The organism is Gilvimarinus algae, assembly GCF_030518215.1.
Taxonomy (GTDB): domain Bacteria; phylum Pseudomonadota; class Gammaproteobacteria; order Pseudomonadales; family Cellvibrionaceae; genus Gilvimarinus; species Gilvimarinus algae.
This window is the reverse complement of sequence record NZ_JAULRT010000062.1, coordinates 400,832-413,313: the sequence shown is the minus strand read 5'-3', so window position 1 is coordinate 413,313 and position 12,482 is coordinate 400,832. Positions and strand designations below refer to the sequence as shown.

Annotated in this window: 11 protein-coding genes; 3 read left to right on the top strand and 8 right to left on the bottom strand. The window is 57.2% G+C overall.

What is annotated here, in order from left to right; genetic code table 11:
• Positions 1 to 165: 165 nt before the first annotated feature.
• Positions 166 to 729: a nucleotide exchange factor GrpE gene (gene grpE / locus QWI16_RS16540; protein WP_302714816.1), complete on the bottom strand. Its 564-nt coding sequence runs from the start codon at positions 727 to 729 to the stop codon at positions 166 to 168.
• A 154-nt stretch (positions 730 to 883) separates the two neighbouring features.
• Between grpE and recN the strand changes: the two genes are divergently transcribed.
• Complete coding sequence (gene recN, locus QWI16_RS16535) at positions 884 to 2,563, top strand: DNA repair protein RecN (protein WP_302714815.1); 1,680 nt, start codon at positions 884 to 886, stop codon at positions 2,561 to 2,563.
• A 28-nt stretch (positions 2,564 to 2,591) separates the two neighbouring features.
• Here the strand turns inward: recN and fur are convergent, their stop codons facing one another.
• On the bottom strand, positions 2,592 to 3,002 hold the full coding sequence (gene fur / locus QWI16_RS16530) for a ferric iron uptake transcriptional regulator (protein ID WP_302714813.1): 411 nt from the start codon (positions 3,000 to 3,002) through the stop codon (positions 2,592 to 2,594).
• A 79-nt stretch (positions 3,003 to 3,081) separates the two neighbouring features.
• Between fur and QWI16_RS16525 the strand changes: the two genes are divergently transcribed.
• Positions 3,082 to 3,480, top strand: coding sequence for an outer membrane protein assembly factor BamE (locus QWI16_RS16525; protein WP_302714811.1), 399 nt, complete (start codon positions 3,082 to 3,084; stop codon positions 3,478 to 3,480).
• 3 nt (positions 3,481 to 3,483) lie between these two features.
• Here the strand turns inward: QWI16_RS16525 and QWI16_RS16520 are convergent, their stop codons facing one another.
• From QWI16_RS16520 to QWI16_RS16495, 6 genes are all read right to left on the bottom strand, one after another.
• Complete coding sequence (locus tag QWI16_RS16520) at positions 3,484 to 5,130, bottom strand: diguanylate cyclase (protein ID WP_302714808.1); 1,647 nt, start codon at positions 5,128 to 5,130, stop codon at positions 3,484 to 3,486.
• Positions 5,131 to 5,156: 26 nt separating this feature from the next.
• Positions 5,157 to 5,552 (bottom strand): response regulator, encoded by a 396-nt coding sequence (locus QWI16_RS16515; RefSeq protein ID WP_302714807.1) that lies wholly within the window; start codon positions 5,550 to 5,552, stop codon positions 5,157 to 5,159.
• Positions 5,549 to 9,628 carry a PAS domain S-box protein gene (locus tag QWI16_RS16510; RefSeq protein WP_302714804.1) on the bottom strand — a complete coding sequence of 1,360 codons (4,080 nt, stop codon included), beginning with the start codon at positions 9,626 to 9,628 and terminating at the stop codon, positions 5,549 to 5,551. Before QWI16_RS16510 ends, QWI16_RS16515 begins: the two co-directional genes overlap by 4 nt.
• Before the next feature lie 63 nt (positions 9,629 to 9,691).
• A complete protein-coding gene (locus tag QWI16_RS16505) occupies positions 9,692 to 10,018 on the bottom strand; it encodes an RnfH family protein (RefSeq protein ID WP_302714802.1) in 327 nt (108 codons plus the stop codon).
• A gap of 12 nt (positions 10,019 to 10,030) precedes the next feature.
• Complete coding sequence (locus QWI16_RS16500; protein WP_302714800.1) at positions 10,031 to 10,462, bottom strand: type II toxin-antitoxin system RatA family toxin; 432 nt, start codon at positions 10,460 to 10,462, stop codon at positions 10,031 to 10,033.
• A gap of 2 nt (positions 10,463 to 10,464) precedes the next feature.
• Positions 10,465 to 11,835 (bottom strand): sodium-dependent transporter, encoded by a 1,371-nt coding sequence (locus QWI16_RS16495; RefSeq protein WP_302714799.1) that lies wholly within the window; start codon positions 11,833 to 11,835, stop codon positions 10,465 to 10,467.
• Positions 11,836 to 12,003: 168 nt separating this feature from the next.
• On the opposite strand from QWI16_RS16495, the gene smpB reads away from it, so the two are divergent.
• Positions 12,004 to 12,480: an SsrA-binding protein SmpB gene (gene smpB / locus QWI16_RS16490; protein WP_302714797.1), complete on the top strand. Its 477-nt coding sequence runs from the start codon at positions 12,004 to 12,006 to the stop codon at positions 12,478 to 12,480.
• Positions 12,481 to 12,482: the final 2 nt, after the last annotated feature.

Genomic DNA, 12,482 nt, shown 5'->3' with positions numbered 1-12,482 from the left:
ACATCGCCTGAGCCCCAGGGGGCGAAGCAACGACCTGTCCGTCGGCCGAGCGCTATGTTCATTGAATTGCTGCGTGGCAGCGTGTCGAGTCGTTAGTGCGTATATGGGCCCCGCCTGCGGCTTTTCAAGGCCCTGTTGCGCAAAAACCCTAAGCTTTGTGGTGTTTTAGCCTTTGGCAACCACCACCATTGCCGGACGCACCAGGCGCCCGTGCAAGGTGTAGCCCTTTTGGAAAACGTCAATCACGGTATTGGGCTCTACATCCGGGTTTTCCACCATGGTCATGGCCTGATGCAACTGCGGATCAAAGGGCTCGCCCACCGGGTTTACCGCCACTACGTTATGCCGCGTCAGGGTATCGGTGAAGGACTTTAGCGTCAGCTCAATGCCCTCGACGACCGCCTTAAAGCTCTCGTCCTCGACATTGATGTTCACCAGCGCCCGCTCGAGGTTATCCACCACGGGCAGCAGATCCACGACCAGCTTCTCCTGACCGAACTTGTGGGCTTTTTCCACATCGGCCTCCGCACGGCGGCGGGCGTTCTGGGTCTCGGCCTGAGCCCTCAGAGTCTGCTCCCGCGCCCCGGCGAGTGCCTGAGTCAGCTCCTCGATCTGAGACTGCAGGCTCGATAGCTCCACCTCCGCAGCAGGCTCCTGCTCCGGCGCTTGCTCCTGCTCGGTTTCCTTGACTTGCGAATCCACTTGATCGTTGTGCTCTTGCTCTGTCACCTTATTACTGCCTCTATTATCCGGGTTGGAGAATGTCTCCCGCCGATATGGGGCCCGGCCGCGAGCTTTCAAGGGCGAAAGCAGAATCTCTTGGATAGGCCTCAAAAATACTGTATAAATAACCAGAAAATGTCGTCAAGGACCCGTGCGCACTATGCTGACCCATCTGAGTGTTCAGAACTTCACCCTGGTAGAACGCCTGGATCTCGACTTTAAAAGCGGTATGACGGTGATCACCGGCGAGACCGGCGCCGGTAAATCCGTGCTGCTCGAGGCGCTCGGCCAAACCCTGGGCGACAGAGCCGATGCCACGCGGGTGCGCAGCGGCGCCAAGCGGGCCGATATCAGCGCCACCTTTGATCTCAGCCTCATAGAGCAGGCCCGCGAATGGCTCGAGGAGCATGACCTAGAACAGCCGGAGCAGCCCAGCGAGTGCCTGTTGCGACGCACCCTCACCGCCGAGGGCCGCTCCAAGGCCTACATTAATGGCCACCCCGCCACTCTCGCCCAGCTCAAGACTCTGGGCGAAATGCTGATGGACATTCACAGCCAGCACGAGCACCAGTCGCTACTGGTCAAGGACAATCACCGCCGCCTGCTGGATGAGTACGCCGGCCATCTGGCCCTTGCCAGCGAGGTCAAGCAGGCTTTTAAGCGTTGGAAAAGCAAGGCAGAGCGTTTACACGCACTCAAAAGTAACGCGGACGAGCTCAACGCCCGCTATCAGTTGATCGCCTATCAGGTGGAAGAACTTGACCAGCTGGACCTGAAGCCCGGTGAACTGGACGAACTGGAAGCCGAGCAGCGCACCCTGGCCGACGCCGAAAACCTGCTTACCGCCAGCGGCCAACTGACCGAACTGGCCAGCGACGACGAACAGGGCTTGCAGGCGGGCATCCAGCGAGCCCTGCAGGTGCTGCGCAACCTGGGGAACAAGCCGGCGCTGCTGCGCGATGCCGAACAGCTACTGGGCGAGGCGCAAATCCAGATCGACGAGGCCCTGCGCAGTATCGAGCACTTCTCCGACAGTTTTTCCCTGGACCCGGAGCGACTGGCCGAGGTGGACGAGCGCCTATCGGCGATCTACGACATTGCCCGCAAGCACCGCATCGGCCCTGAACAGCTGCCCGAGCTGCATCAGCGCCTTGCCCTGGAGGCTGCCGAGCTCGGCGGGGGCGATGAGCAGCTCGACGCACTGGAGCAGGAGGTCCGTGAGCTAGAGCAAGCCTATCGCAAGCTCGCCGGCACCTTGACCAACGCCCGCAAAAAAGCCGCTCTAAGCCTCGTCCGGCAAGTGAATGAGCATTTGCAGCAGCTGGCCATGGAACACGCGCGCCTGACCGTGGACCTGGCCGAGCGCGACACCCGCCCCGCACCCTGGGGGCTCGAAGACGTGGAACTGCTCATCAGCACCAACCCAGGCCAGCCGCCCGCCGCCCTGGGCAAGATTGCCTCGGGCGGTGAGCTGTCTCGTGTCAGCCTGGCGATTCAGGTGGTCGCGGCGCAGAACAGCGCCATTGCCAGTCTGGTTTTCGACGAAGTGGATGTGGGTATCGGAGGCGCTACCGCAGACATCGTCGGCCAATTACTGCGAAAACTCGCCTCTCGCGGTCAAATTCTCTGTGTGACGCACCTAGCTCAGGTCGCCAGTAAAGGCCATCAGCACTTGAGAGTCGTCAAAACCAGTACGAGTAAGGCCGCGCAAACGTCGCTGGTGGAGCTCAAAGGGGACGACAAAGTGGAGGAGTTGGCAAGAATGCTCGGTGGCGCCGAATTAACCGCCGAGTCCAGAGCCCACGCCGAACAAATGCTGGAGCGGGCAGGCGCGCTTTAAGCGCGCCGGAGGTGCCCTGAGAGTGCTCTCAGGACTTTTTGGGTTTGACGTAGAGCACCAGCGAGTGATCTTCGAGGGTGTAGCCATGCTCTTCGGCGATTTTCTTTTGCAGCTTTTCGATGTCTTCGTTGTGGAACTCAATAACCTTGCCTGAGTCCAAGCACACCATGTGATCGTGATGCTCACCGCGCGCGATCTCAAACACTGAGTGGCCACCATCGAAATTGTGGCGCACGACCAGACCGGCGGTTTCAAACTGGGTCAACACCCGGTAAACCGTTGCCAGGCCCACATCGTCACCGGCCTCCATCAGCGCCTTGTACACGTCTTCGGCGCTCATGTGGTGATCTTCGGAAGATTCCAGCATTTGCAGAATCTTGACTCGGGGCAAGGTAACCTTGAGGCCCGCCTTGCGCAGTTCCTGGTTTTCGTCGGCCATTTTTTCGTCCAAACTCTTCTCAGTGTTCAAGGTGATCAGGTATTATCGCCCATTCATTTTAGCAAGTGGAACCCCTGTAATGAAAATAATCAAAACGCCCCTGGTATTGTTGTGCAGTCTGTTTTTGCTGGCGGGGTGTCAGTATTTTCAGTTCCCCGGTGTTCACAAGATCAATATCCAGCAGGGCCACATCATCACTGAAGAGATGATTTCGCAGCTCGAGCCCGGCATGAACAAGCGCCAGGTGCGCTTTGTGCTAGGCACGCCGCTGATCAATGACATTTTTAACGACGACCGCTGGGACTACTACTACAGCCTGAAAATGGGCGATGGCCGTTTTTTCAAGCGCACGCTGACCGTTTATTTTGACGGCGACACCTTTACCCATTTTGAAGGCGAAAACCTGCCCGAAGCCGAAGACGAGCAAACCGAAGATCCAGAGCAGGAACCGGATACGCCCCTGCCCACCAACAGCTGAGTATCAGCCAGCGCTATTGTCAGCCGCATCCACCCGGTTGCGGCCGCTATCTTTGGCCCGGTAGAGGGCCTGGTCGGCCGCTTCCAGCATATTGGTTTTCCAGGCGCCCGAGCTGGTTGCTACGCCGGCACTGAGAGTGACACTAAAAACCTTGTCACCCACAGAGAAATTGAGCGCAGCGAAACTCTCTCGAATCGCGTTCAGCAGTTCACAAGCGGATTGCTGATCACAATCGGGTAAAATCGCCACAAATTCCTCGCCTCCGTAGCGACCAATGCTGTCGGTTTTCCGCAGCCTCTGGCGCATCAGCTGCGACAGGGCTCTAATCACCCGATCGCCCACCGCATGGCCGTAGGTGTCGTTAACGTCTTTGAAGTGATCCAGATCGATCATCGCAACACTTACTGGCTTGCCCTGGCGCGCCGCCCGCTCCAGCTCAATATTCACTTGCTCCTTGATCCGGGCATGCTTCAGTAAGCCAGTGAGGCTATCCCGATCAATGGCATCGCTCAGCTGGCGCGAACGAGCCGCCCGCACGCTCACGGCACTGACCAAGCGCAAATCGGAAATGGGCTTGGTCAAAAAGTCCTCGCCGCCATGGCGAATGGCCTGCACCTGTTGCATTTCATCCTGCTCGGACGACAAATAGGCAATAGCGACTCTGAGCCAATCGGGGTTGAGACGAATCAGCTGCGCCAGTTCATAACCACGACAGCCCGGCAGATTCAAATCCAGTAAGACCACTTCTGGATGGAAGTCGTTCATGGCTTCCAGCACCAGGCGCGGATCGGTGACAGCCTCTACCAGCATGCCCGCCCCTTCCAGCACCAGCTTGTAACGCTCGGCCAAAAGCGCGTCGTCATCGACGATCAATACCCGGTAAGGCGCGGCCTGGTATAGGTTCAGGTGGGATTCCAGGCAATCAATCACTTCGGGAATGTCGAGGGGCTTCACAAAATAGCCGACCGCGCCAGCCCTCACCGCTGCCAAATGGGCATCAAAGTCATTACGGCTGGAAACAAAGACGACGGACAGTGGATCTTCGTGAAGCGCCTGCAAGCGCGCGATGCTCTCAGGCCCCTGGCGGTTTTCCTCAGCAAACATGATATCGACGATCAGAAAATCGGGGCGCTTGGCCAATATCGCCTCTTCGGCCAGGTCCAGTCTCGGAAAGTGACGCACCTGATAACCGAAGTTATCCAGCGCGAGCCTCAGCTCCCGCGCCACCGATGCATCATCTTCAATCAAATAGACTAAATTGCGGTGCTTACCGGGGTGTACTGCCGTGTGGCCGCTGCCGCGAGCGTGGACCTTTGGCGTAACCAGAGAGCTGGCTCCCAACTTGTTCAGATCCTCCGCCAGCGCCTGACGCTCAGCGTACGCGGGGGGCTTGCCATCCATCCAGTCCTGTAAAATCAGTTCAAGCGCCCGAGCTCGGGCACTGAGCTCAGACAACCCAAAGCTGCCAGCAGAACCGGCCAGTTTGTGCAGACGACGGTGTAGAGAAGTCAATTTTGTCTGCGATGGTGACTCACCCAAACACTGAGTCTCACTGCGAATCGCATCCAACTCGCCTGGCAAATGAGCCCGATACTCCTGTTTGAGCTTTTCCAGCTTTTCCAGTACCTGGGCTTTTTTGGTGGGATTCACGTTTGGATCTCGTCTTCTCGAATCGTTTACTGCCCGGCCTGTTGCCAAATATGGTATATCTGATCGGCCAGTGTCAGTGGATCAAAGGGCTTGGCGATGACATCCACCGCCCCCAGGTTGCGATACTCCTCCACCTCCTGTGGCTGCACCTTGGCCGTCATAAACACAGCCGGCACCTCCCGCATGTGCGGTATTTCCCGGAGGCGGCGCAGGGTTTCCGGGCCGTCCATCTCTGGCATCATAACATCGAGCAGCAACAAATCCGGCTGTTGCCGTTGAGCGGCCTCTAGCGCTTCGTGCCCACCGGAGCAGCTAACAAGCGTGTAGCCCCCCACAGTCTCCAGCGCCAACTCGGCAATGGCGCGGATGTCCGGCTCATCCTCTACGTAAAGTATGCACTGTAACTGGCCACTCGTGTTCATGGTGATTCCTGTTCGTGATCCAATCGGCTATCCAGCCATCTATCCATCCATGCTACCAGAGTCTGCGGCAAATGCTCGTTTTTCTCCAAAACCGCGCTGATGCCGCGACGCTGTTCGGCCATCAAAGCCACCTGAGAGATCGCCAGAATATCGATATGACTATGACCGGAATGATTGAGCAAGTCGACCAACTCAAGTCCGTTGCCGTCGGGCAGAAGAACATCGAGTATTACAATATCAAAGCTCTCTTGACTCAGGGTCTGCCGGGCCTGTTCCAGACTGCCAGCAAGTACAAGCTCGACACTGTCCTGTAACAGCGCAGCGACCAGCCCAGAAATAGCCTCGTCGTCCTCGACGTGCAAAACGCGTGGTTTGTTGGGTAAACCCTCGAACGCGAAGCGGGACCCGAGGCAAGCCGGCAGAGTAAAGAAAAAGCTGGAGCCCTCACCCTCGCGCGAGTCAAAACCAATGTGCCCACCCAGGCGCTCGACAATTTCTTTGCTGATGGCCAACCCCAGCCCCGTGCCGCGCTGCGCTTTAGTGCTAGAGCTGTCGGCCTGTGAGAATTTTTGGAAGATACGCTCGCGAAACTCTGCCGGTATACCTGGGCCGCGGTCAATGACGGTGACGCGCGCCAAACGGGACTCCCACTCAAGTTTGATCACAACCTCCGCATCCCGGCGCGTAAACTTGGCAGCGTTGGATAACAGATTGGCCATCACCTGTTCGAATCGATGACCATCCACTTGAACAAGCACTGGTCGCGCTTGTGCCTGAAATTTTAGAGCGCTGTCATCCAGAGCAAATTCAACATTGTGCTCACTGCACAGTGATCTATTGCTTTCCACACAGCGCTGAACCAGGGGCAACAGCGGTTGGTATTGCAGCGCAAAATTCATCTTGCCCGCCACCAGCTTTTCCATATCCAGCAGGTCATTGACCAAATGTATCAAGCGGCTGCTATTGGCGTAGGCAATGTGTACAAGCTTGGCCCACTGCTCTGGCAGACTTCCCAGGGTACCGCTGTCAAGCAGGCGCAGAGCACCGCTGATCGCAGTCAGCGGAGTTCTTAACTCATGGCTCACCGTCGCAATAAACTCACTTTTCATGCGATCAATCCGTTTGCGCTCAGTAATGTCTCTGGCCATGGCAATAAACAGGGAGTGACCTTCCTGAATAATTTCAGACAGCGAAATTTCTATGGGGAACTGCTCACCATTTTTACGCACTCCGTACAGCTCACGGCTCACACCCAGCATGCGATTAACACGCTCAGTACGAAACCGATGCAAGTAGAAATCGTGCTGCGCCGCCTCAGCAGGCGGCATTAGAACATTGACCGACTGACCGAGAATGTCATCCGCTTTCCAGCCGAAGATTGACTCCGCAGCTTGATTAAAAGTTTCAATTAAACCATCTTCAGATATGGCAATAATGCCGTCGGCGGCGTTATCGAGTATTGTCTGGGTGCGCTCAGAAGCCACGCGAATTTTTTCTTCCTGCGCCCGCAGCAAACTAATATCCCGGGCCACTCCGAGATAACCTTCTAAGCGGCCGCGTTCGTCGCGAACGGCCGTGACAGTGAGTATAACCTTGACCCGGGAGCCATCCTTGCGCACATAAGTCCACTCATTTTCATCCACATGGCCTTCGACCGCCTTGGCCACAAACGCCTCAAAACCTGCTTCTACCGGACGTCCCAACTCCTGGGTCAGCACTTCGGCTCGCTCGTTAACTTCTTCGGGCAGATGGAAAATAGCCGGTGTTTGCTTGTCGATAATTTCAGCGGCCGTATACCCGAGCAATTGCTCCGCACCGCGGTTAAACGTCCGGATCATGCCGTCGCAATCCGCGGCAATAAAGGAGACACTGGCTGCATCGAGAATGGCCTTGCGCCAGCGATTAGAGAATCGCAGTTCCTGCTCTGCATGTACCTCTTCGGTAACATCCCAAATAAAGCCGTGCCAGATGACACCACCCTCGGCAAGCTGCTCTGGGCTGGTTTGGCCCCGTACCCAAATTAGCCCTTTATCCGGATGATTCACCCGGTATGAATCCGCCCACAGGGTCAATTGCGCGCCCGAAGTTTCAATCCCCCGACGGACCCGCTCAAGATCATCGGGGTGAATGTGGTTAAACACAAAATCCGCCGACTCGGCCACCTGCTCGGGCGTCACCCCATAGACATCGACGATTCCCTGACTGGCGTAAGGGAAAAAGCTGGACCCATCCGGATTCAACTGGAATTGACAAACGCAGCCGGGCACGGAATCTGACAATTTGGTAAAGGTTCGGGTCAGCTCGCGATTTTCCCGCTCCTGATACCAACGTTCAAGAGTGGCACCCACCCAGCGGGCCATAACTCTGACGAAATTGCGCTCTGACTCGGTAAAGGGCTCAAGGCGTTGCTGCGGCGAGGAAAAGTTCAGCGTGCCGTAGACTTCGTCATTGACCCACACAGGCGCGCCAATATACGTTTCCAGTTTGGTACTGAGATAACACGGATGGGTCGCCAGCTCGGAGTCGGCGGTATGGTGAATCGCCAGCACATCACCGGCTTTTAGCGTTTCAACGCAGAAACACTCTGGCAAATTGAAAACTTGCCCATCGCTCAAGGTGTCGGGTGGCGAAAACTGCACACGCACCGTATACACATCACCCTCGATCTGACTAATAATCGCCAAGGGTAAACCGAGATATTCCGCTCCCAGCGCCAGACCGCGGCGAAGCATCTCATTGGCCTGGGTACCCGGCAAGGAGGCAATTTCGTTGAGTTGGCTCAGGGCCTGCTGCTGGCGCAGTGCCAGTTCATTGATTCGCTTGCGCTCATCAATGCGCGTATAAACCCCAATCATCTGCCGTGCCCGGTGTTGCTCGTCGCGCTCAGTGACACGTCCGCGGGTCAGAAACCAGACATAGTGGCCATTTTCGTCACGCAGTCGATGCTCGTTTTCGAACATCCCGGTATGCCCTTTGAGATGCGCTGTGAGCTGATCCAGACAGGACTGACGATCATCCGGGTGCACGCGCCGGGTCCATTCAGTCACACTGTCGCGAATAGAGACTTGCGGATCGACGCCGAGCATTTTTTTCCAGTGGTCGGAGTAGTAAACCGTATCGCTTAGTAGATCCCAGTCCCAGTAACCACTCTGGCTGTTCTCCAGAGCCATTTGCAAGCGTCGGGTAGCCTCGGCCAAGTGGTCGCGCTCCTGGGCAACGCTGCTCTGAAAAGTCCTTGCCATAGCGTCGATACGAGAGCGGAACCACAACCACAGCAGAGCAATAATTAATAGGCTCAGGGCCCACAGCAGCAGCCAAAACACCGGCTTGCGTTGATGGCTTTGAATTGAGTGGGGCGATATCTCTTGCGCCAGTACTATCTTCACTGGGTACTCACCGAGCGACTGCGACTCGGTTAAAAAAAGACGCTCTGGGCTTTTTGCCCGGCCGATTGCCGGCTGTTTATCTACCCGCTCCAACGCTCCCTGGGCTTGGCGGCTTCCGCCAAGCAAAGAAGTACCCGGCGCGGTCACCGACCAGGCCAGGGTATCGTCCGTCAGTTCAGCGAGCAGAGGCGACAGGGGCAAAAGCCACATCTGGCAACCGCCATCAACGGGCTGCGAACGCGCCAAGTAAATCTCATCACGCGCACCGAGCACATCAGCGCTGCACGGTTGCTCTGACTCCAGTAACTCAGCGAGTACAGACGCGCTCGAAGGACCTAATAAAGATTTTGCGGACCAACGCGCGGGCACCTGAGTGCGGCTCACCGCTAACAGGGTCGCCTGGGGCCACAGCGGGCGCAGTACATCGGTTGATTGCGCAACGAGCGATAAATCTGGCCCATTTAGTAGCGGCACGAGCGACTGCAACATTGCCGCGCGCCGGCCCAGCTCACTTTTAAGCAGCGCAGCCCGAGCGGCCAACTCACCTTGTTGCTGCTTCAGCGCGAGATCGCGATTCTCCGCCAAGCGCGCAAGATCACTGCGCCACATGGCCAACACAAAGACACTCAGCACCACGGCCGCCAACCATGGCAGTAAGGTAAACCAGCGAGCGGGCCTAAAGGCTTCCATAGCAATCCCAGAGCCGTAAACGAGAGTATCCCAACACTATAGCAGGGCGTCGAGCAGCAGCGCTTATTGGTCTTTTTCGGCCTTGCTCTTTTCCGCCCGGCGTCGGCGAACTTCTTTTGGGTCCGACGTCAGGGGGCGGTAGATTTCCACCCGGTCGCCACTTTGCAGCTCGTGCTCGCGCGGTGGCTTGAGCCCCTTGGTGCCGAGAGCCTGGCCGAAAATTCCCATCTTGGCCGTTTCCAGCTCAATTTCGGGAAAGTGCCGTACAATACCCGAGCGCTCGGCGGCCTGATAGGCGGTGGTGCCGGGCTCAACCAGCACTTCAATGATTTTTTGTTTATCCGGCAAGGCGTAGGCCACCTCAACGGTAATCAAATCCAGATCTGCCATAGTTCTTTACTCTCAGCCATAGACCTGCTCGGCGCGGCGGCACAAAGCTCGTACCTGGGCGCCGGCAATCTGCTCAAACATTTTGTTCACCGCCATGGCCAGCAGCGGATTTTTCAAACTGAAATCCAGCTCTAGCGTGACCCGGCAGCCCGGCGCGAGTGTCTCAAAGCGCCACTCGCCGCTAAAGCGGCGAAACGGGCCATCCACCAGTTCCATGGTCATGCGCTCAGGCCGCTCCAATTGGTTACGGGTGACGAAGCTTTGGGAAATGCCCCCCAACCCAAGCGCCAGGCGCGCCTCGAGCCAGTCGTCCCCGCGTTTTAAAATCTCGGCCTTTTGACAGCCATCCATATAATCAGGATAGGCCTCAATATCATTGACCAGTTCAAACATCTGCTCACAGCTGAAACCGACCTCGGCCGAGCGCTCTATTCGGTGCGACACACTTACCCCGCAAACTTTCCGACAATACCCAAAACAAACACCACCAGTATCAACACCGGTGACACATAGCGCAGCACCGTGAACCAACGGCTGAACCACTGAGAAGAATCCAACTTCAGTTCACGCCTGAGCGGCCGGCGCTTCATGAACCAGCCGACGTACACGGCCATGGCCAGAGCGCCCAGCGGCAGCAAGACCTGCTCGGTCATAAACAGGCTCACGTCAAACGGTGTCATGCCTGGCAGCAGCTGAAAGTCCTGCCAGCGATTGAGCGAAAACACCGTGGTCAACCCCAACAGCCAGGCACAAAACACAATCAATAAGTTGGCCGCCACCCGGTGAAAGCGAAACCGTTCAGTCAGATAGGCCACCGCCGGTTCAAGCAGCGAGATCGTTGAGCTCCAGGCCGCTAAGGTGACCAGCAGAAAAAACACAGTGCCAAAGACGGCACCAAACGGCATAGAGCCAAACACAATGGGCAGACTGACAAACATCAGCCCCGGCCCTACCTCGGGCTCCACCCCCGGCGTGGCAAACACAATGGGGAAAATCGCCATACCGGCGAGCAGTGCGACCGTGGTGTCGAGCAAGCCCACTGTGGCGACGGTTTTGATGATCGAAGTGTTGTGCGGCATGTACGAGCCGTAGGCCATAATGGCCCCCATGCCGAGGCTTAGCGTAAAAAACGCGTGTCCGAGCGCGAGCGACAGGCCGTCGAGCGACAAGTCACTGATGCGAAAGCTGAACAAAAAGTTGGCGCCCGAGGCGAAATCCCCAGCGTAGATGGCGTAGCCAAGCAAGACCAACAACAGCACAAACAGCAGCGGCATCAGAATGCGCACCGCCGTTTCCAGGCCGCGGGTCACACCGAACATGATGATCAGCGCGGTCATGGCAAGAAACGCCGTTTGCCACTGCACCAGAGTGCTGACATCGCCTTGCAATTCGCTGAAGGCCGCACTTGCCGATGCACCGTCGAAACCGGCGAAGCCGCCACGCGCCGCGGTGGTGACGTACTCCAGAGTCCAACCGGCGATCACACTGTAGTAAGACAAAATCAAAAAGCCGGCGAGCACCCCAAACCAGCCAATCAGCGACCAGAGCCGGGTATTTCCGGACTCGCGGGCCACCTGTTCCATCGCCATCACCGGGTTGGCGCGACCGCGGCGCCCGAGCATGACCTCGGCCACCATGACCGGCAAACCAATCAGGCAGATGCACAGCAGGTACATCAGCACAAAGGCCCCGCCGCCGTTTTCACCGGTGATATAGGGGAACTTCCAGATATTGCCAAGACCTACCGCAGACCCGGTAGCGGCCAGGATAAACGTCCCCCGGCGCCCCCAAATCGCGTGTTGTTGTGCTCTTTTCACGCATCACTCCGGTTATCTGGTTTGTGGCGCCCCCGCACGCGGCAACGCCCTGGATCAAAATGCCGATTGTACCCGGATAGCACCCCGAGCATAAGAGCGGCGCAGACACAGCGGCCTATAGCCGCTATAATGCACGGCCGCGCAACCGACAGACCATTCAGATATTCCATGGCGAAAAAGCAAAAGAGCAAACCGGGCAGCAGCACGATTGCCCTCAACAAAAAAGCCAAATTCGACTACCAGCTGCAGGACAAGCTGGAGGCGGGTATTGTCCTACTTGGCTGGGAAGTGAAAAGCGCGCGCGCCGGAAAGGTCCAACTGACCGATACCTACGTGATTTTCCAAAACGGCGAGGCCTGGCTGGTGGGCGCTCAGTTCTCTCCCCTGCCGACGGTATCCACCCACTTTGTCGCCGAGCCCATGCGCTCACGCAAACTATTGATGCACGACCGCGAACTCGCCCGCTTACAGCAAGCTGCCGAGCAAAAAGGCTACACCGTGGTAGCAACAGCTATGTACTGGAAGCAACACCTGATCAAGGTGGAAGTGGCGCTCGGTAAAGGCAAGCAGCTGCACGACAAGCGTGAAACCGAAAAGGAGCGCGACTGGAACCGCCAGAAACAGCGGTTGTTTCAGCAAGCTTAAGG

Coding starts and splice junctions, on each gene's coding strand:
- recN (WP_302714815.1), top strand. CDS start 884: ATGCTGACCCATCTGAGTGTTCAGAACTTCACCCTGGTAGAACGCCTG.
- fur (WP_302714813.1), bottom strand. CDS start 3,002: ATGGCCGACGAAAACCAGGAACTGCGCAAGGCGGGCCTCAAGGTTACC.
- QWI16_RS16525 (WP_302714811.1), top strand. CDS start 3,082: ATGAAAATAATCAAAACGCCCCTGGTATTGTTGTGCAGTCTGTTTTTG.
- QWI16_RS16515 (WP_302714807.1), bottom strand. CDS start 5,552: ATGAACACGAGTGGCCAGTTACAGTGCATACTTTACGTAGAGGATGAG.
- QWI16_RS16510 (WP_302714804.1), bottom strand. CDS start 9,628: ATGGAAGCCTTTAGGCCCGCTCGCTGGTTTACCTTACTGCCATGGTTG.
- QWI16_RS16505 (WP_302714802.1), bottom strand. CDS start 10,018: ATGGCAGATCTGGATTTGATTACCGTTGAGGTGGCCTACGCCTTGCCG.
- smpB (WP_302714797.1), top strand. CDS start 12,004: ATGGCGAAAAAGCAAAAGAGCAAACCGGGCAGCAGCACGATTGCCCTC.